The sequence below is a fragment of the Klenkia soli genome, assembly GCF_900103975.1.
Lineage (GTDB): Bacteria > Actinomycetota > Actinomycetes > Mycobacteriales > Geodermatophilaceae > Klenkia > Klenkia soli.
The window spans coordinates 299,350-318,702 of sequence record NZ_FNIR01000002.1 but is presented as its reverse complement, the minus strand read 5'-3'; the positions used below and the strand labels follow the sequence as shown (position 1 = coordinate 318,702).

Sequence of the window (19,353 nt, the reverse complement as noted above, 5' to 3'; positions counted from 1 at the left end):
TGAGCACCGGATTCGCACAGGGAGCACTCAGCTGCGGCCGGGGCCACGCCTGGCCGGCGACCCGATGGTGAGCAGGACCTGAACCCCGGATGGACGGACCGCCATGCCCCAGCTCGTGCTCATCGCCGCCGACCTCGTCGCCATCGGCGTCCTGGTCCTCGGCGTCTACTTCCCCCGGCACCGCCGGCGCGACCTGGTCGCCGCCTACCTCGGCGTGAACGTCGGCGTGCTCGCGGTGTCGACGGCGCTCAGCTCCAGCACTGTGGGCGTCGGCCTGGGCCTGGGCCTGTTCGGGGTGCTGTCGATCATCCGGCTGCGCTCGACCGAGCTGGCGCAGAGCGAGGTGGCCTTCTACTTCGCCGCGCTGGCCCTGGGCCTGCTGGGCGGGTTGGGTGCGGGCACCACCGGCGCCGAGGTGCTGGTGGCCGGCCTGATGGCGCTGGTCGTCGGGGTGATGTGGGCCGGCGGGCACCCGAGGCTGATGCGCCGCTACCGGCAGCAGCAGGTGGTCGTCGACCGGGCGTTCACCGACGAGGCCGCCCTGGTCGCGCACCTGGAGGGCCTGTTCGACGCCCGGGTGCACCAGGTGACCGTGCAGCGGGTCGACCTCGTCGACGACACCACCACCGTCGACGTCCGGCTCGAGCTCGGCGCCCGGACGGCGGCGCACCGCCCCGCCGTCCCGGTCGAGCCGCAGATGACCGGCCAGCTGCACCGGTCGGACCTGCGGTGACACCCGTGCTCACCGCCGTGCTGGCGGAGCTGCCGCCGGTCTCGCTCGAGGAGCTGGTCGGCACCGCGGCGCTGCTCACCCGGGTGGACCGCAAGTACGTGCTCCCCCCCGACGCGGCCGCCGCGGTGCTCGGTCGGCTGCCCGGCGCCCGGGTGCTGGCCATCGGCGGGCAGCGCGGCTTCGGCTACGACTCGGTCTACGTGGACACCCCCGGACTGGCCGGTTTCCACCTGGCCGCCCGCGGTCGGCGCCGCCGGTTCAAGGTGCGGCAGCGCACCTACACCGACGCCGGCGAGAGCTGGGTGGAGGTGAAGACCCGCGGCCCGCGCGGGGCGACGGTCAAGGAGCGCGTCGCCGGCGACGACGTGGCCGGCGCCCGCCGGTTCGTGGACGACGTCCTGGTCCGGTCGGGCATCGACCTGCTCGGCGACCTCGTCCCCGTCCTCGGCACCCGGTACACCCGCACCACCCTGCTGCTGGACACCGCCCGGGTCACCGTCGACGCCGACCTGGTCTGGCGTTCGCCGTCCGGCGGGCTGCTCCCCCTCGTCGACCGCGTGGTCGTCGAGACCAAGTCCGGCTCGGCGCCCTCGACCGCCGACCGGCTGCTCTGGCGGGCCGGGCACCGCCCCGCCCGCATCTCCAAGTACGGCACCGGCCTCGCCGCCCTGCACCCCGAGCTGCCGCGCAACCGCTGGCACGCCACCCTCACCCGCCACCTCGCCACCCACACCACGGAGACCTCGTGAACCTGCGCCGAGTCCGCGCCGCCCTCGTGGCCGGCGCCGCCGCCACCCTGATCGCCGCCTGCGGCACCACCTCCACCAGCACCACGACCACCGCGGCCTCCGGGGAGGTCACCGCGGAGGTCGCCGCCGCCACCGGGACGACGGTCGAGGCCGCGCTGGCGGCGAACGACGGCTGGGTGACCTCTGCCGAGATCGGGTCCGGGACGACGATCACGCTCGAGGGCGACACCGCGACCTCCGACTCCGCCGGGGTGACCGTCGACGGGAACACCGTGACGATCACCGCGGCGGGCACCTACGTGCTGTCGGGCGACCTCGACGGCCAGGTCGTGGTGGACACCGCGGACAGCGAGGACGTCGTCCTGGTGCTCGACGGCGCGACCATCACCTCCCCCACCAGCGCGGGGATCGCGGTGACGAACGCCGAGACCGTCGTCCTCTCCCTCGCCGACGGCACGACGAACACCGTCGCCGACACCGCCGACCACGCCGACGACGGCACCAGCGCGGCGATCGACTCCAGCGCCGACCTGGTCGTCACCGGGACCGGCACCCTGCAGGTCACCGGGGCCTCGAACGACGGCATCAACAGCTCGGACGGCGTGACGATCGAGTCCGGCACCGTCACCGTCGACGCGGCCGACGACGGCATCCGGGGCCAGGACTCGGTGGTCGTCCTCGACGGCACCGTCACGGTGACCGCCGGGGGCGACGGCCTGAAGAGCGACGACACCGAGGACGTCACCCGCGGCTACGTCTACGTCGCCGACGGCACCGTGACCGTGACCGCCGGGGGCGACGGGGTCGCCGCCTCCACCGACGTCCTCGTCGGCGGCGGGACGGTCGACGTGACCGCCGGCGGGGGCTCGGACGCCTCGGTCGGCGACACCTCGGTCAAGGGCCTGAAGGGCGACGTCGCCGTGGTGGTCGGCGGCGGGACCGTCGACGTCGACGCCGCCGACGACGCCCTGCACTCGAACGGGGCGATCAGCCTCACCGGCGGCGACGTGACGGTGCGGTCCGGCGACGACGGCGTGCACGCCGACACCGACCTCACGATCTCCGGCGGCACGCTGACCGTGGCCGACTCCTACGAGGGCCTGGAGAGCGCGGCCATCACCATCGCCGGCGGCGACACCTCCGTCACCGCCTCCGACGACGGCGTCAACGCCTCGGCCGGGACCACCACCGGCGACACCGGCGGCGGCATGGGCGGCGGCGGCATGCAGGACGACGGCAGCACGCTGACCATCAGCGGCGGCACCCTGGTGGTCAGCGCCGAGGGCGACGGCCTGGACTCCAACGGCTCGATCGCGATCACCGGCGGCGACACCACGGTCTACGGTCCCAGCGGCAGCGGCAACGGCGCGCTGGACTCCAACGGCGGCATCGCGGTCAGCGGCGGCACCCTCGTCGCCGGCGGCAGCTCCGGCATGGCCGAGTCGCCGGACACCGATTCCGCCCAGGGCTGGCTGGCCTGGTCGGGGACGGCGTCCGCGGGCTCCACCGTCGTGGTCACCTCCGCCGACGGCACCGTGGTCGCGACCTACACCGCCGAGAAGGACATCCAGTCCCTCGTCGTCTCCTCGACCGACATCACCACCGGCGAGACCTACTCGGTCTCGGTCGACGGCGGCACCGCGACCACCGTGACCGCGGGCGAGGCCGCCGCCGGCGGGATGGGCGGCGGCATGGGCGGGGGGCCCGGCGGGGGCAGCGGCCAGCGCCCCGGCGGCTGACCCGACTCCTCGTCGGGTGACAGCTGAGCGTGGTCATGCGGGCCGGGCGACCACGCTCAGCTGTCACTCGGCGGTCTCAGCGGGGGCCGCGCTCCGCGGCGAGCTGCACGTAGTGCTGGACCACCTCGGCGTCGTCGACGGCGCCGAGGTTCAGCGCCTGGGCCGGCGGCACGCCCTGGAACAGCCGCTTGAGCGGGACCTCCAGGCGCTTGCCGGTACGGGTGTGCGGCACCCCGGGGACGACGAGCACCTCGTCGGGCACGTGCCGCGGGCTGGCCTCGCGCTTCACCGCCTCGCGGATCTCGGCGACCAGGGCGTCGGTGAGCTCGAACCCGTCGGCGAGCTGCACGAACAGCGGCATCCAGTAGCCGCCGTCGCGCTGCTCGACGCCCAGCACCACGCAGTCGGCGATGGCCGGGATGCTCTCGACCGCGGCGTAGAGGTCCGCCGTCCCCATCCGGACGCCACCGCGGTTGAGGGTGGAGTCCGAGCGGCCGGTGATGATGCAGCTGCCGGTGGGCGTGATCTCCAGCCAGTCGCCGTGCCGCCACACCCCGGGCCACGGCTCGAAGTAGGCCTCCCGGTAGCGGGTGCCGTCGGGATCGGCCCAGAAGTGCAGCGGCATGGTCGGCATCGGCTCGGTGACCACCAGCTCGCCGAGCTCCCCCACCACCGGGTGCCCCTGCTCGTCCCACGACGCCGCGGCCACCCCGAGCATCGGCCGCTGCAGCTCGCCGGCGACCACCGGCAGCAGCAGCGAGGAGCCGATGAACCCGGTGGCGACGTCGGTGCCGCCGGACAGCGAGCCCAGGAACACGTCGGGCTTCACCGCCGCGTAGACCCACTCGAACGCCGAGGCCGGCAGCGGTGACCCGGTCGACCCGATGCCCTTCAGCGCGCTCAGGTCGTGCGCGGAACCCGGCTCCAGCCCGGCCTTCTCGCAGGCGGTCAGGTAGCCGGCGCTGGTGCCCAGGTAGGTCAGGCCGGTGGCCGCGGCGACGGCGAACTGGGCGTCCAGCGTCGGGAAGCCGGGGGCGCCGTCGTGCACCACCAGCGTGGCGCCGGTGAGCAGCGAGCAGGCCGCGATGTTCCACATGATCCAGGCGGTCGAGGCGTACCAGGAGAACCGGTCGCCGGGCCCGACGTCGATGTGCAGCCCGGCCTGCTTGAGCTGCTCGACCGCCACCCCGCCGTGCCCGTGCACGATCCCCTTGGGCAGCCCGGTCGTGCCCGAGGAGTAGACGATCCACAGCGGGTGGTCGAACGGCAGCGCCTCGAACACCGGCGGCTGGACGTCGGCCACCGCGTCGGCCCACGGCAGCGTCCCGTCGGGGACCTCGGCGTGCAGGCGGGGCAGGGCGATTGTCGTCCGCACGGTGGGCAGCGACGCGCGCAGCTGCGCCACGACGTCCCGGCGGTCGTGCTCGCGACCACCGAACCGGTAGCCGTCGACGGCGACCAGCACCACCGGCTCGATCTGGGCGAACCGGTCGAGCACGGCGCGGGGCCCGAAGTCCGGTGCGCAGGCCGACCAGACGGCCCCGATCGCGGCGCAGCCCAGGAACGCGACGACGGCCTCGGGCACGTTGGGCAGGTAGCCGGCGACCCGGTCCCCGCGCTGCACGCCGAGCCGGCGCAGCGTGGCGGCGAACGCGCCGACCTGCCCGCGCAGGTCGGCCCACGACAGCTCCTCGGGCTCGGCCAGGCCGTCGGGCGTCTCGCGCACCGAGACGATCGCCGGCCGCTCGTCGGTGGCGTGCCGCAGCGCGAGCTGGGCCAGGTTGACCGTGCGGCGCGGGAACCACTCGGCACCCGGCATGGCCCGCGAGCCCAGCACCTCGTCGTCGGTGACCGGCGCCTCGCCCTCGAACACCTCGAACCAGGTGGCGACGTCGGCCCAGAACTGGTCCAGCTCCGACGTCGACCAGGCCCAGATCGCGTCGTAGTCGGGCAGGTCCAGCCCCCGGCGCCCGGCGGCCCAGGCCGCGAACCGGCCCAGCTGGGAGGCGGCGACGGACTCGGGTGTCGGGGACCACAGCGTCACCCCCCGCACCCTGCCAGAAGCCCGGGGGTTCGGGAGGCCGTCCACCGGGCAGGGGGCGGGGGACGACGAGCCGACACCGAGGAGAACCACGTGCCGACCCGCCCGCTGACTCGAGACCGCGGTCAGCTGCCCATCGAGGACCACGGCCTGATCGGGGACGGCGCCACCTGCGCGCTGGTGGCCCGCGACGGCTCCATCCCGTGGCTGTGCCTGCCCGACTTCGACTCCCCGCCCTTCCTGGCCGGGCTGCTGGACCACGAGCGCGGCGGCTCCTTCGACCTGGCGCTGACCGGGCTGGAGACCGCCGACCAGCGCTACCTCGACGACACCGGGGTGCTGCTCACCGAGCTGCACGGCCCCGACGGCGTCGTCGAGGTCACCGACTGCCTCACGCTGCGCGCCGGCGCCGACCTCACCGAGCTGGTGCCCGCCGGGCGGTCGGAGCTGCTGCGGCTGGCCCGCGTGGTCACCGGCGCGGCCGAGCTGACCGTGCGGTTGAGGCCCCGGGACGACGTGCAGGTGCGGCAGGAGGGCGGCGGCTGGGCGCTGTCCTGGCCCGCGCAGCCCGACCTGCGGCTCACCGTGTGGTCCTCCCACCCGCTCGCGGTGGCCGACGACGGCTCGCTGGGCGGCACCGTGACCCTGCGCGCCGGCGACCCGCTGACCGTGGCCCTGCACTGGTCGGGCAACACCCGGCTGCAGGACCGGCAGGACCCCGCGGCGTTGGTGCACCAGACCGCCACCGCCTGGCGGGCCTGGGCCGGGCGGATCCGGTACGAGGGCCCGCAGCGCCGGCTGGTCCGCCGCTCGGCGATCACCCTCAAGCTGCTCGACCACGCGGCCACCGGCGCGATCATGGCCGCCGCCACCTCGTCGCTGCCCGAGGAGGTGGGCGGGGTGCGCAACTGGGACTACCGCTACACCTGGGTCCGCGACGCCGCGTTCAGCGTCTACGCGCTGCGCCGCATCGGGCTGACCACCGAGGCCGACTCCTTCCTGGCCTGGACGCTCACCAACGCCGAGCGCGACGGCGGCCCGAAGATCATGTACGCCCTCGACGGCGGGCAGCCGCCCGAGGAGTGGGAGGACCCGGCCCTGCGCGGCTGGCGCGACTCCGGCCCCGTGCGCTGGGGCAACGGCGCGGCCGGGCAGACCCAGCACGACGTCTACGGCGAGCTCATGGACGTCGCCCACCAGTGGACGACCGACGGCGGCCAGGTCGACGAGCACCTCTGGACGGCGCTCACCGCGCTCGCCGAGCAGGCGATCGAGCAGTGGCGGACCCCCGACCAGGGGATCTGGGAGATCCGCGGCGCCGGCCGCCCGTTCACCTACTCGGTGGCCATGTGCCAGGTCGCCGTCGACCGGGCGCTGCGCATCGCCGAGCGCTGCGGCCTCGACCACCCCCGCGAGCGGTGGACCGAGGCCGCGCGCGAGATGCGGGCCGCCGTCCTCGAGCGGTCGTGGGACGGCGAGCGCGGCACCTTCACCGAGCACCTGGCCGAGGACGGGCAGGCGAACGACGGCGGGCTGGACGGCTCGCTGCTGGCCCTGCCGCTGCGCGGCGTCGTCCCCTTCGACGACCCGCGCATGGTCGCGACGGTCGAGAAGGTGACCGAGCACCTCGACGCCGGCGACGGCCTGCTCTACCGGTACCTGCACAGCGAGTCCGACGACGGGCTGCCCGGGCAGGAGGGCGCGTTCCTGCTGTGCAGCTTCTGGCTGGTGGACAACCTCACCGGCCAGGGCCGGCTGGACGAGGCCGAGGCCCTGTACGACTCGCTGTGCGCCCGCGCCACCCCGCTGGGCCTGCTCAGCGAGGAGATCGACCCCCGGGACGGCTCGTTCCTGGGCAACTTCCCGCAGGCCTTCAGCCACCTGGGCGTCATCGCCTCGGGGTGGAAGATCGCCCGTGCCCGACGCGCAGAGGCAGGCCGCTCGTGAAGCGTTCCTTCGTCGTCCTCGGCGGATCCGGTGACCTGACCGGCCGCCTGCTCCTCCCCAGCCTGGCCGAGCTGTACGAGCGCGGGGTGCTCGACGAGGCCGTCGAGGTGCTCGCGGTCAGCCAGCAGGACTGGGACGACGAGGCCTACCGGGACTGGGCGCGGGAGCGGCTCACCGCCCACGCCGAGGGCCTGGCCGAGGACGCCCGCGAGCGCGTGGTCGCCCAGCTGGGCCACGAGCACGGCGACGTCACCAGCCCCGACGACCTGCGCCGCGCGCTCGACCGGGTGGACGGCGTGCCGGTGGTCTACCTGGCGCTGCCCAACACCGTCTTCCTGCCCACGCTCACCGCGCTGCGCGAGGTGGGGCTGCCCGAGGGCGCCCGCGTCGTGGTGGAGAAGCCGTTCGGCACCGGCATCGAGGACGCCCGCGAGCTCAACGAGGTGCTGCACGGGCTGGTCCCCGAGGAGGCGGTCTTCCGGATCGACCACTTCCTGGCCAAGCAGACCGTGCTCAACGTGCTGGGCCTGCGCTTCGCCAACCGGGTGTTCGAGCCGGTGTGGAACGCCCAGCACGTCGACTCCGTCGAGATCGTGTTCGACGAGGACCTCGGCCTGGAGGGGCGGGCCGGCTACTACGACAAGGCCGGCGCGCTGCGGGACATGCTGCAGAACCACCTGCTGCAGCTGCTCGCCGTCGTCGCGATGGAACCCCCGCAGTCGCTGGACTCCGGCACCCTGCAGGCCCGCAAGGCCGACGTGCTGCGCGCCGTCCGCTCCTACCCCGAGCACAGCGTGCGCGGGCGGTACACCGCCGGCACGATCGGCGACCGCGAGCTGCCCGCGTACGCCGACGAGGAGGGGGTCGACCCCACCCGCGGCACCGAGACCTACGCCGAGTTCACCGTGACCATCGAGAACTGGCGCTGGAGCGGGGTGCCGTTCCGGCTGCGCACCGGCAAGGCGCTGGGCACCCAGCGCAAGGAGATCGTGGTCCGGTTCAAGCCGGTGCCGCACCTGGCCTTCGCCGACGAGCAGCCCGAGGCCGACGTCCTGCGTCTGCAGCTGAGCCCCGACGGCATCGCGCTGGAGATCAACCTCAACGGTGCCGGCGACCCCTTCGACCTCGAGCGCGAGGTGCTGCGGGCGACCTCGCCCGAGCAGGACCTCCCGGCCTACGGCCTGCTGCTGCGCGAGATGCTGGCCGGGGACCCGACGCTGTCGATCTCGGACGTCGAGGCCGAGCAGGGCTGGCGGATCGTGCAGCCGGTGCTCGACGCCTGGGCCGCCGACCGGATCCCGCTGGTCGACTACCCCGCCGGCTCCGACGGTCCGGCATGAGCCCCTACGTGCCGGGCGAGCGGAACGTGCTGGGTGGCCCGCTCGAGGAGTGCGGCAGCGACCCGGTCACCGGCTTCTACCGCGACGGCCACTGCTGCACCGGCCCCGAGGACATCGGCAGCCACACCGTCTGCGCCGTGGTGTCCGCCGAGTTCCTGGCGATGCAGGCCGCCCTGGGCAACGACCTGACCACCCCGCGCCCCGAGTTCGGCTTCCGCGGACTCACCCCCGGCGACCGGTGGTGCGTGGTGGCCGCCCGCTGGCGGCAGGCGGCCGAGGCCGGGGCGCCCGCCGGGGTCGTGCTGGCCGCGACGAACGTGAAGTCCCTGGACGTCGTCCCGCTCGAGCTCTTGCGCGCCCACGCGGTCGACGTCCCCGACGACCTGTCCGGGTGGGGGGAATCCCCGCCCCCCGTCGCCGGTTCGTGACCGGCGTGACCGATCTGCGCACGCTGCCCGTGACCACCCTGCAGGGCGACCCGAGCACGCTCGGCGAGCTGACCGGCGGCCGCCCCGCGCTCGTGGTGAACGTGGCCAGCCGGTGCGGGCTGACGCCGCAGTACACCCAGCTCGAGCAGCTGCAGCAGGAGTACGGCGACCGCGGGTTCACCGTCGTCGGGGTGCCGTGCAACCAGTTCGCCGGCCAGGAGCCGGGCACCTCCGCCGAGATCGAGGAGTTCTGCTCCGCCACCTACGGCGTGACGTTCCCGATGACGGCGAAGGTCGAGGTCAACGGCCCCGACGCCGACCCGCTCTACCGGGCCCTGACCGCGGTGCCCGACGCCGACGGCGAGGCGGGCGACGTGCAGTGGAACTTCGAGAAGTTCCTGCTCTCGGCATCCGGTGAGGTGGTGGCCCGGTTCCGCCCCCGCACCGAGCCCACCGACCCCGCGGTGCGGGCCGCCGTCGAGGCGCAGTTGACGCTGTAAGTCACACGCCGACGGATGGTTGCGCGCGATCGATGCTGGGCATCCTCGCCGCGACGTGCTCCGGGCCCCCGGAGCTCTCCCCCGACATGGAGGACACCGCATGATCCCGGCAGGCAACATCCGCGACTGGCGCGGCGAGAACGTCGTCGACCCCGAGGGCCACAAGATCGGCACCCTGGAGTCGATCTACGTCGACGTCGTGTCCGACGAGCCCTCGTTCATCGGCGTCGAGATCGGCGGCAAGAGCATCGTGTTCATCCCGCTCAAGGACTCCACCGTCGGCCCGCGCGAGGTCCGGGTGTCCTACCCCCGCGACCTGGCCAAGGCGGCCCCGAACATCGACACCGACGGCGAGCTCACCGCCGACGAGGAGCCGAAGGTGTTCGCGCACTACCAGCTGCCCTACTCCACGGGCGCCAACGGCGAACGGCAGCTCGCCCGCCGCTGAGGCCTGGTGGAGTCGCAGCGCATCGTTCTCCGAGCGCTGCGACTCCACAGCTCAGCCGGCGATGGCCGACGGGTCCATCCAGACGGCTTCCCAGACGTTGCCGCTCGGGTCGGCGAACGCGGTGCCGTACATGAAGCCGTGGTCCTGGGACTCGTTGTACTTGCTGCCGCCGTGCTCGATCGCCTTCGCCAGCAGGTCGTCGCACTCCTGACGGCTCTCGGCCGACAGGGCGTTCATCACCGACACCGTCTGCGCCGGGTCGCCCGTGGTCGCACCCGCGGGCAGGAAGCTGGCGAACCTCTCCCGGGTCAGGACCATCGCCGTGATGTTCTCGGCGATCTCGAACGACGCGGTGTTCTCGTCGCTGAACTGCATGTTCTGCTCGAAGCCCAGTCCGGCGTAGAACGCCTTCGCGGCCTCGATGTCGGTGACCGGCAGGTTGACGAAGATCATGCGCACGGGGTGCTCCCTGAGGTGGTCGGGCCGGCCCTCCCGGCCCCGTCACCAGCAAGACGACCACGCCGTCCAGAACTCATCGCTGCCGGACCCGGCCGCCGGCGCGCGGGGGACGCGCCGGGGCCGGGAGATCAGGTGGTCGGATCGGACGTCGTGCCGTCCGACGTCGTGCCGTCCGACGTCGTCCCGTCCGACGTCGTCCCGTCCGTGGTGCCGTCCTGGCCGGGCGGGGTGCCGAACTGGCTGCCGTCGGGCGGGGTGCCCATCGGACCGCCGCCCCCACCGGGGAACTGCTGGTCGGTGGTCGACGTGGTGGCCGCCGTCTCCGGTGCGGTGGCCCGGCCCACGGCGAACCCGCCCCCGCCCACGGCGACCAGCCCGACCGCCGCAGCGGCCACCAGGGCTATGCGGGCCCGACCGCGGCGGCGGGGGCGCGGCTCCGTCGGCGTCGCGGCCGGGGTGGCCGACCAGGTCGGCTCCCCGGTGTAGGGGTGCGCCTCGACCCGCGGCTCGGTCCCGCGGTACGGCTCCGCCTGGGTGGGCGGGTCCGCCGGCGGGGTGGTGGAGGGGAACTGGTCGGGGTGCTGGGGGTCGGTCACGTCTGCTCCTGCGCGGGGTCCGGTGGTGCGTCCTGACCACCATCGGACCCCGCGCTGTGCCGGAGCTCGGCCCTCCCTGAGCAGTCGCCCAGCGTCAGCCGATGCGGACCAGCTTCTTGTTCACGAACTCGTCGGCGGCCAGCAGGCCCATCTCGCGCGAGGTGCCGCTGCGCTTGATGCCGCCGAAGGGCAGCTCCGGGGAGTCGGCGAGCACCAGGTTCACGTAGACCATGCCGGCCTCGATGCGGTTCGCCACCCGCTCGCCCTGCTCGGGGTCGGTGGTGAACACGTAGGAGCCCAGGCCGAAGCCGGTGTCGTTGGCCAGCTCGACCGCGGCGTCCTCGTCGGGAACCGAGTAGACGACGGCGACCGGGCCGAAGAACTCCTCGCCGTAGGCGGGGTTGTCGGCGGTGACCCCGGTGAGCACCGTGGGCTCGAAGTAGGCGCCCTCGCGCTTCCCGCCGGCGACCAGGGTGGCGCCGGCGGCGACGGCGCGCTGCACCTGCTGGTCGAGGGTCTCCGCGGCCCGCAGCGAGGACAGCGGGCCCAGCTCGGTCTCGGCCTTCGTCGGGTCCGCGGGGACGATCGCCGTCATCTTCGCGGTGATCCCGGCCAGGAACTCGTCGTACAGGTCGGCGTGGACGACGAAGCGCTTGGCCGCGTTGCAGGACTGGCCGCTGTTGTCCATGCGCGCCTCGACGGCGGCGGAGACGGCGGCGTCGAGGTCGTCGGTCGACAGCAGGATGAACGGGTCGGAGCCACCCAGCTCCAGGGCCACCTTCTTCAGGTGCCGGCCGGCCACCTCGGCCACCGCGGTGCCGGCCCGCTCGGAGCCGGTGAGGGAGACGCCCTGCACGCGGGGGTCGCCGATGATCGTGGCGGCCTGGTCGTTGCTGGCGTAGACGTTGACGTAGGCACCCTCGGGGAACCCGGCGTCGAGGAACACCTGCTCGATCGCGGCGGCGGACTCCGGGCACTGCGGGGCGTGCTTGAGGATGATGGTGTTGCCGATCGCCAGGTTGGGGCCGGCGAACCGGGCCACCTGGTAGTACGGGAAGTTCCACGGCATGACGCCCAGCAGCGGCCCCAGCGAGGCGCGGCGGATGACCGCGGTGCCCGCCGAGCCCTCGACCAGGTCGATCGGCTGGTCGGCGGTGATCCGCTCGGCGTTGTCGGCGTAGTACTCGTAGATGTCGGCGGCGAAGTCGACCTCGCCCTCGGCAGCGGTGATCGTCTTGCCCATCTCGCGCACGATCAGCGCAGCCAGGGTGTCCTTGCGCTCGCGGTGCAGCTCCGCCACCCGGCGGATCAGCGCCCCGCGCTCGGCCGCCGAGGAGCTGCGGGACCACCCCCGGTGGGCGGCGGTGGCCGCGGCGATCGCCTCCTCGACCTGCTCGTCGGTGGCGGTGGGGTAGCTGGCCACGGTCTCGCCCGTGGCTGGGTCCACGACGACGTACTCGGTCAAGGCTGTGCTCCGATCAGGGGGACGACGTCCGTGCGGGGAGACTAGCGACGGATCCGGTGGTCGGGGAAGCCGGAGCCGACGGTTTCCGTCGTCCCCGGCCTCCCGTGCGGCATGCCTCAGCCCACCGTCACCGCCCGGTGCACCGGCGCCCCGCCGACGACGGTGAGCAGCACCGGGCTCTCGGCGGACTCGTCGGGCGGGGTGATGAGCGGGTCCAGCGCCAGCGCGGTGAGGTCGGCCCGCATGCCGACCGCGATCCGCCCGGCGACGCGGGCCTCGCCGGCCGCCGCCGCGGCGTGGCTGGTGTACCCCTCCAGCGCCTGCCGGGCGGTGAGCGCCTGGCCCGGCTGGACCGGGGGGCTGTCCCGTCGGCCCGCCGGCCGGCGCAGCTGGGCGTCGGCCATGATCGGCCGGGGGTCGTAGGGCGCCACCGGCCAGTCCGAGCCCAGCGCCAGGGTGACCCCGGCCCGGCGCAGGTCGCCGCACCGCCACGCCCGGTCGGCCCGCTCGGCGCCCAGCCGGTGCGACCAGTTGTCGCTGTGGTCGGCCTTCGAGTACAGCGTGCAGTGGCTGGGCTGCATGCTCGCCACCAGGCCGCTGGCGGCGAACCGGCGCACCAGCTCGCCCGGCAGGGTCTCCAGGTGCTCCACCCGGTGGGTGGCCCCGCCCGCGACGCCCGCCAGCGACCGGACGACGTGCGCGACCGCGGCGTCGCCGATGGCGTGCGTGGCGGTGGGCACGCCCGCCTCGGCCAGGTGCCGCACCGCTCGGGTGTAGGCCTGCGGGTCCGGCCAGAACGACTCGGTGGACTCGCCGAAGGCATCGGGCTCGGCGAGCCAGGCGGTGCCGCCGTCGATCGTGCCGTCGACCATGAACTTGACCCCGCCGACCTGCCAGCGCCGGCCCGCCGTCGCCTGCAGGTGCACCAGCTCGGCCAGGCCGTCGTCGTCCACCCCGGGCATGCACCACGGGGCGAACCGCAGCCGCAACGGCAGGTCACCGGCGGCCTCGACGGCGGCCAGCACCTCGGCGCTGTCACCGATGAAGTCCATGACGTGGCCGCCGGTGAGCCCGCTGGCGGCCATGCCGCGCAGCAGCTCGCCGAGCTCGGCGGCCCGCTCGGCCACCGGTGCCACGGGCGCGACCTGGGCGACCAGCTCGATCGCGGCCCACTCCAGCAGCAGCCCGGTGGGCACGCCGTCGGCGTCGCAGACCACCCGGGCGCGCTGGTCGAACTCCCGCGGGCCGTCGACCCCGGCGATCCGCAGCGCCGCGGCGGTGGCCAGCGCGCCGTGCGCGTCGAACAGCCGCAGCAGCGCCGGGCGCCCGCCGAGGGCCTCCTCGACCTCGACGGCCGCGACCGGGGTGCGGCCGAAGACGTTGGGGTCCAGGCCCCAGCCGAGCACCCACTCGTCGGGTCGGCGTCCGCGCGCCGCCTCGGCGAGCACCGACCGCAGGTGGCCGAGGTCGGTGACCGCGGACAGGTCGGTGCCGGCGGCCATCTGCAGGCCGCTGACCGGGTGCAGGTGGCCGTCGGTGAGGCCGGGCATCAGCGTCGCCGTCCCGAGGTCGAGCACCTCGGTGCGCGGTGCGCGCCAGTCCTGCACGTCGGCGGCGGAGCCGACCGCCGTGACGAGCCCGTCCGTCACCGCGACGGCCTGCACCGCGGAGTCGCCGTCCATCGTGTGCACGGTGCCGGCGAGCACCACCAGGTCGGGGTTCACGAGTGCGCCTCGGCGGTCGGTGCGGTGCCGCGGCCGATCCGGGCGTAGACCTCGGGGCGGGCCGTCCGCAGCCAGCGGGCCACCACGACCCCGACGACCAGCACCACCGGCACGAGCCCCACCACGATCCAGTTCGCCGCCGACTCGGTGTTGGTGAGCAGGCCGATGTTGTCCACCAGCAGGGCGGTGGCACCGGCCAGCAGCACCGCGGACACGACGCCGGCGACGACGGCGACGGGGTGCCGGGTCGGCCGGTCGGCCCGGGTGAAGAAGACGACGACCGAGACGGCGGTGAGCACCTGCAGCAGCAGGACGCCGACGACCGCGGGGGTGTTGATCCAGACGAGCAGACCGCGGAAGGGGTCCGCGCCGGCCAGGCCGAAGGCGATCACGGCGAGTGCGGCGATGCCGCTCTGCACCAGGCCCGCGGTGGTGGGCGACTGGTGGCGGGGGTGCAGCCGACCGGCGCCGGCGGGGAGGACGCCGTCCTCGGACAGCGCGAGGGCGTAGCGGGTGACGGCGTTGTGGAAGGCGATCTGGGAGGCCAGCACGCTGGTGACGACGAGGAGCTGCATGAGCGTGGCTGCCCAGGGGCCCACGTAGGTGGCGATGACCTGGAAGAAGAGCCCCGGCAGGTCGGCCGCCGCGGCGCCCTGCACGCCGGCCTCGCCGAACGCCTGCACGACCGACCACACGACGACGCAGTAGAAGACCGCCATGAAGCCGACCGCGACGTAGGTGGCCCGCGGGATGGTCCGCTCGGGACGTCGGGCCTCGCTGCGGTAGATCGCGGTGGACTCGAAGCCCATGAACGCGGCGAAGCAGAGCGCGAGGATGGCCGCCATGCCGGGCCCGGTCAGGCTGGACGGCGCGAACGACCCGGCCGACAGCCCCTCGGCGCCGCCCCGCGCGATGACCCCGCCGGCCATGAGGGCGAGGATCGCGGTCTCGGCGACCAGCAGCACGCCGAGCACCTTGGCGCCGACGTCGATGCCGAACCAGCAGACCGCGGTGACGATCGCGATGCCGACCAGCGCGATGACCGGCCACGGCAGCGAGATGCCGAAGACGTCGAGCAGCGTGGCCTGGGTCTGCTGGGCGAGCAGCCCGTAGACCCCGACCTGCAGCCCGCTGTAGGACACCAGCGCCAGGACGGCGGCCGCGAGGCCGGCGGTCTGCCCCAGCCCGCGGGTGACGTAGGAGTAGAACGCGCCGGCGCTGCCGACGTGCTTGGTCATGGCGGTGAACGCGACGGCGAAGATGGTCAGCACGACGCCGGCGGCGAGGTACCCCACCGGGGCGCCGATCCCGCCGACCAGGAGGGCCAGCGGGGCGACCCCGGCCATCACGGTCAGCGGGGCAGCCGCGGCGACGACCAGGAAGACGATGCCGCCGGTGCCGAGGGCGTTGCGCCGGAGACCCGGTGCATCGGGCGCCGCGACGGCGGGGGACGAAGGGAGATCGGTGGCCATGGACGGGGTCCTCCCGGGGACGCTGGGCACTCTTAACCGAATGACGTTCGGTTACTGTGGGGTGTGGGCAGCATCACCGTCAAGGGTTGCGACGACGTGAACGTCGTGCCAGATCCCGACGACGTCCCGAAGCGGCGGCGCAGGCGGCTGCTCAGCGTCGACGCGATCCTCGGCGCGGCCCTGGCCCTGGTCGACGAGAACGGCCGGCTGACGATGACCGAGCTGGCGACCCGGCTGGGCAGCAGCGCGTCGTCGATCTACCACCACCTGCCCGGGCGCGACGCGATCCTCGAGGCGCTGCGCGACCGGCTCGGCCAGGACATCGGGCCGATCCCGGTCGACCAGCCCTGGGACGCCGGGCTGGCCACCTGGCTGCGCCGCTACCGCGACGCCTTCGCCGCCCACCCCAACCTCATCCCGATGCTGACCGGGCAGACCATCACCGACCCCGCCGTGCTGGCCTCGTACGAGCAGGTCACCGGGATGCTGCTGCGCGGCGGGTTCGCCGAGGACGAGGTCGTGCTGTGGCTCAGCGTGGTCGACAACTTCACCCTCGGCTCGGCCCTGGACCTCGCCGCGCCGGACGACGTGTGGCTGCCCTCGGCCCCGGCGGGCGGGGCGAGCCCCACCCCGCGCATGGACGCCGCCGTGCGGGCCGCTCCCCGCGGGCGCGAGCGGGCCGACGCCGCCTTCGAGCTCGGGTTGACCGCCCTGGTCGCCGGCATGCGGGCACACCTCGACGCGGCCGCCGACAACGGATAGCGTCGCCGCAGCACATCCGATCGACGGTTTCCGTCGTGCGCGAGGGGGAGAGATGGTCCGCTACGGCTCGCAGTTCGGCCCCGACATCACCTACCTCGGGGTCGACCGGTGCGACCACACCGACCCGGCCACGATGGCCGGTGCCGACGTGGTGATCCTGGGCGCCCCGTTCGACGGCGGGACGAGCCACCGCCCCGGCACCCGGTTCGGGCCGCAGGCGATCCGGATGACCGACTACCTCCCGCACGACGGCTCGCGGCCCTCGCTGGCGCTGCGCACCGACGGCCTGCGCGACCTGAAGGTGCTGGACGCCGGGGACGTCGAGATGTACTCCGGCGACATCGAGGTGGCACTGCCCGCGCTGCGCTCGGCGGTGGCCGACGTCGTGCGGGCCGGGGCGATGCCGGTGGTCCTCGGCGGCGACCACTCCATCGCCTTCCCCGACGCCGGCGGGGTGGCCGACGTGCTGGGCCACGGCCGGGTGTCGATGATCCACTTCGACGCGCACGCCGACACCGGCGACATCGAGTTCGGCTCGCTGTGGGGCCACGGCCAGCCGATGCGCCGGCTGATCGAGAGCGGCGCGCTGCGCGGCGACCGGTTCCTGCAGGTCGGGCTGCGCGGCTACTGGCCACCGCCCGAGACGCTGGACTGGATGGCGCAGCAGCGCATGCGCTCCTACGAGATGACCGAGATCGGGCACCGCGGCCTGGCCGCCTGCCTGACCGAGGCGTTCACCATCGCCACCGACGACTGCGACGGCGTCTTCCTCTCCGTCGACATCGACGTCTGCGACCCCGGGCACGCGCCGGGCACCGGCACCCCCGAGCCCGGCGGGCTGACCGCGCGCGAGCTGCTGGACGCCGTCCGCCGGATCTGCCTGGAGCTGCCGGTCGTGGGCATCGACGTCGTCGAGGTCTCCCCGCCCTACGACCACGCCGACATCACCGCCGCCCTGGCCAACCGCGTCGTCCTCGAGGCGTTGAGCGCCATCGCCCGGCGCCGCTCGGCGCTCCCCCCGTTCGACCCCTCGCTCCCCCTGCTCGCAGATCGGAACCTGCCATGACCGCGCACCCGCTCGACCCGCTGTCCGCCGACGAGTTCCGCGCCGCGGCGGCGATCCTGCGCCGCGAGAAGGGGGTCGGCGACGGGTGGCGGTTCGCGAGCATCGAGCTGCGCGAGCCGGCCAAGGACGTCGTCCGCACCTGGTCGGCCGGCGACCCGAACCCGCGCGAGGCCCGGGTGACCTGCTTCGAGACCGCCGCGAACGCGGCGTACAAGGCGGTCGTGTCGCTGACCGACGACGCCGTGCTCGAGTGGACGCCGGTCCCCGGCGAGCAGCCGAACATGACCGTCGACGAGTGGCACGAGGCGCACGTCGCGCTGATCGCGCACCCGCAGGTCATCGAGTCGCTGGCCGCCCGCGGCATCACCGATCTCGACCTGGTGCTCATCGACACCTGGGCCTACGGGCACTCGCTCATCCCGCAGCAGTTCGCCGACCGCCGGGTGGGCTGGACCGACGTCTGGGTCCGCGAGACCCCGAACGGCAACCCCTACGCGCACCCGGTCAACGGCCTGCACCACGTGGTCGACCTCAACACCATGGAGCTGCTGGACGTCGAGGACACGTTCTCGGTGCCGGCGCCGGCGAACGCGATGGGCGAGTACGTCCCCGCCCTGGTGCCCGGCCTGGTCGAGCGAACGGACGTCAAGAAGTTCGAGCTCACCCAGCCCGACGGCGTCTCGCTGTCGGTCGAGGGCAACGAGCTGCGCTGGCTGGACTGGTCGATGCGCATCGGCTTCAACCACCGCGAGGGCCTGGTGCTGCACCGGGTCTCGATCGACGGCCGGTCGGTCGCCCACCGCATGAGCTTCGCCGAGATGGTCGTGCCCTACCGCGACCCCAGCGAGGACCACTACCGCCGCACCGCCTTCGACATCGGCGAGTGGGGCCTGGGCTTCATGACCACCTCGCTCGAGCTGGGCTGCGACTGCCTGGGCGAGATCACCTACCTCGACGCCGTGCTGCACGACAGCCACGGCGAGCCGTACACGATCACCAACGCGATCTGCATCCACGAGGAGGACGACGGCGTCCTCTGGAAGCACGTCGACGAGCACGCCGGCGCCGAGGTGCGGCGCTCGCGCCGGCTGGTGGTCAGCTTCCACGCGACCGTGGCCAACTACGAGTACCTCGTCTACTGGCGCTTCTACCCCGATGGCCAGATCGAGTGCGAGGTGCGGGCCACCGGGATCATGGTGACCTCGGCGTTCGAGGACACGCCGCCCGAGCACGGCACCGTCGTCGACGACCACACCTACGCCCCGGTGCACCAGCACTTCATCGTGGCGCGGCTGGACATGGAGGTCGACACCCCCGACAACACGGTCGTGCAGTCGCACACCGAGGTGCCGCCCATCGGGCCGGGCAACCCCTACGGCATGGCGCTGACGCCGCGGAAGGCGCCGATCACCACCGAGGGCGGGTTCGACCTGGACTGGGCCTCGCAGCGCGGCTTCTCGGTCACCTCGGCCTCGCGGCGCAACGCGTGGGGTGCGCCGACGAGCTACAAGCTGGTGCCGACCGCGGCGATCCCCGCACTGGCCGGGCCGGAGTCCCCGCTCATCCAGCGGGCCGGCGTGGTGGCGCACCCGGTGTGGGTCACGCCGTTCGACGCCGAGGAGCGCTGGCCCTCGGGCGAGTTCTGCAACCAGAGCTCACGGGACGCCGGGCTGCCCGAGTGGACGCAGGCCGGCCGCTCCACCGAGGCGACCGACGTCGTCCTGTGGCACGTGTTCGGCCTGCACCACGTGCCGCGGGTCGAGGACTGGCCGGTCATGCCGGTGGACGTCGTGCGGTTCGAGCTCAAGCCGACCGGCTTCTTCGACCGCAACCCCACGCTGTCGATGCCCCCGTCGGCCTCCGGCGCACCGCACTGCCACTAGG

At 74.0% G+C, this 19,353-nt stretch carries 17 protein-coding genes; 11 read left to right on the top strand and 6 right to left on the bottom strand.

Features of this window, described 5'->3' with window-relative positions; genetic code table 11:
- The first annotated feature begins 103 nt into the window (after positions 1 to 103).
- The 3 genes from BLS67_RS24040 to BLS67_RS04405 are packed head-to-tail and all read left to right on the top strand — an operon-like array spanning position 104 to position 3,221.
- The gene (locus tag BLS67_RS24040; protein WP_207500264.1) at positions 104 to 733 is read left to right on the top strand and encodes a DUF4956 domain-containing protein; all 630 of its coding nucleotides are present in this window, start codon (positions 104 to 106) and stop codon (positions 731 to 733) included.
- 5 nt (positions 734 to 738) lie between these two features.
- Positions 739 to 1,482, top strand: a complete 744-nt coding sequence (locus tag BLS67_RS24035; protein WP_242653822.1) for a polyphosphate polymerase domain-containing protein — start codon at positions 739 to 741, stop codon at positions 1,480 to 1,482.
- Positions 1,479 to 3,221, top strand: a complete 1,743-nt coding sequence (locus BLS67_RS04405; protein ID WP_091240331.1) for a carbohydrate-binding domain-containing protein — start codon at positions 1,479 to 1,481, stop codon at positions 3,219 to 3,221. Before BLS67_RS24035 ends, BLS67_RS04405 begins: the two co-directional genes overlap by 4 nt.
- A gap of 76 nt (positions 3,222 to 3,297) precedes the next feature.
- Here the strand turns inward: BLS67_RS04405 and BLS67_RS04400 are convergent, their stop codons facing one another.
- Positions 3,298 to 5,265, bottom strand: a complete 1,968-nt coding sequence (locus BLS67_RS04400; protein ID WP_242653821.1) for an acetoacetate--CoA ligase — start codon at positions 5,263 to 5,265, stop codon at positions 3,298 to 3,300.
- A 90-nt stretch (positions 5,266 to 5,355) separates the two neighbouring features.
- On the opposite strand from BLS67_RS04400, the gene BLS67_RS04395 reads away from it, so the two are divergent.
- The 5 genes from BLS67_RS04395 to BLS67_RS04375 all read left to right on the top strand — a co-directional run bounded on the left by BLS67_RS04395 (position 5,356) and on the right by BLS67_RS04375 (position 9,925).
- Entirely contained in the window at positions 5,356 to 7,209 is a 1,854-nt protein-coding gene (locus BLS67_RS04395) for a glycoside hydrolase family 15 protein (RefSeq protein WP_091240324.1), read from the top strand.
- Positions 7,206 to 8,549 (top strand): glucose-6-phosphate dehydrogenase, encoded by a 1,344-nt coding sequence (locus tag BLS67_RS04390; RefSeq protein WP_091240321.1) that lies wholly within the window; start codon positions 7,206 to 7,208, stop codon positions 8,547 to 8,549. Before BLS67_RS04395 ends, BLS67_RS04390 begins: the two co-directional genes overlap by 4 nt.
- The gene (locus BLS67_RS04385) at positions 8,546 to 8,977 is read left to right on the top strand and encodes a DUF2237 family protein (RefSeq protein ID WP_091240318.1); all 432 of its coding nucleotides are present in this window, start codon (positions 8,546 to 8,548) and stop codon (positions 8,975 to 8,977) included. Before BLS67_RS04390 ends, BLS67_RS04385 begins: the two co-directional genes overlap by 4 nt.
- A gap of 5 nt (positions 8,978 to 8,982) precedes the next feature.
- A complete protein-coding gene (locus BLS67_RS04380) occupies positions 8,983 to 9,477 on the top strand; it encodes a glutathione peroxidase (RefSeq protein WP_091240712.1) in 495 nt (164 codons plus the stop codon).
- Between the two features lie 100 nt (positions 9,478 to 9,577).
- Positions 9,578 to 9,925: a PRC-barrel domain-containing protein gene (locus BLS67_RS04375; RefSeq protein WP_091240314.1), complete on the top strand. Its 348-nt coding sequence runs from the start codon at positions 9,578 to 9,580 to the stop codon at positions 9,923 to 9,925.
- A gap of 51 nt (positions 9,926 to 9,976) precedes the next feature.
- Here BLS67_RS04375 and BLS67_RS04370 read toward each other — a convergent pair whose 3' ends face one another.
- The 5 genes from BLS67_RS04370 to BLS67_RS04350 all read right to left on the bottom strand — a co-directional run bounded on the left by BLS67_RS04370 (position 9,977) and on the right by BLS67_RS04350 (position 15,641).
- Positions 9,977 to 10,378 (bottom strand): VOC family protein, encoded by a 402-nt coding sequence (locus tag BLS67_RS04370; protein ID WP_165617469.1) that lies wholly within the window; start codon positions 10,376 to 10,378, stop codon positions 9,977 to 9,979.
- 134 nt (positions 10,379 to 10,512) lie between these two features.
- Positions 10,513 to 10,980 (bottom strand): hypothetical protein, encoded by a 468-nt coding sequence (locus BLS67_RS04365; protein WP_091240307.1) that lies wholly within the window; start codon positions 10,978 to 10,980, stop codon positions 10,513 to 10,515.
- Positions 10,981 to 11,074: 94 nt separating this feature from the next.
- A complete protein-coding gene (locus tag BLS67_RS04360) occupies positions 11,075 to 12,445 on the bottom strand; it encodes an NAD-dependent succinate-semialdehyde dehydrogenase (RefSeq protein ID WP_091240304.1) in 1,371 nt (456 codons plus the stop codon).
- A gap of 116 nt (positions 12,446 to 12,561) precedes the next feature.
- Positions 12,562 to 14,169, bottom strand: a complete 1,608-nt coding sequence (locus BLS67_RS04355; RefSeq protein WP_207500261.1) for an amidohydrolase — start codon at positions 14,167 to 14,169, stop codon at positions 12,562 to 12,564.
- On the bottom strand, positions 14,166 to 15,641 hold the full coding sequence (locus BLS67_RS04350; RefSeq protein ID WP_091240300.1) for an APC family permease: 1,476 nt from the start codon (positions 15,639 to 15,641) through the stop codon (positions 14,166 to 14,168). The genes BLS67_RS04355 and BLS67_RS04350 overlap by 4 nt, the downstream gene beginning before the upstream one ends.
- Before the next feature lie 63 nt (positions 15,642 to 15,704).
- Between BLS67_RS04350 and BLS67_RS04345 the strand changes: the two genes are divergently transcribed.
- The 3 genes from BLS67_RS04345 to BLS67_RS04335 are packed head-to-tail and all read left to right on the top strand — an operon-like array spanning position 15,705 to position 19,352.
- The gene (locus tag BLS67_RS04345; RefSeq protein WP_091240296.1) at positions 15,705 to 16,403 is read left to right on the top strand and encodes a TetR/AcrR family transcriptional regulator; all 699 of its coding nucleotides are present in this window, start codon (positions 15,705 to 15,707) and stop codon (positions 16,401 to 16,403) included.
- A 52-nt stretch (positions 16,404 to 16,455) separates the two neighbouring features.
- The gene (gene speB / locus BLS67_RS04340; protein WP_091240293.1) at positions 16,456 to 17,469 is read left to right on the top strand and encodes an agmatinase; all 1,014 of its coding nucleotides are present in this window, start codon (positions 16,456 to 16,458) and stop codon (positions 17,467 to 17,469) included.
- The gene (locus BLS67_RS04335) at positions 17,466 to 19,352 is read left to right on the top strand and encodes a primary-amine oxidase (protein WP_091240290.1); all 1,887 of its coding nucleotides are present in this window, start codon (positions 17,466 to 17,468) and stop codon (positions 19,350 to 19,352) included. Before speB ends, BLS67_RS04335 begins: the two co-directional genes overlap by 4 nt.
- The last annotated feature ends 1 nt before the right edge of the window (position 19,353 follow it).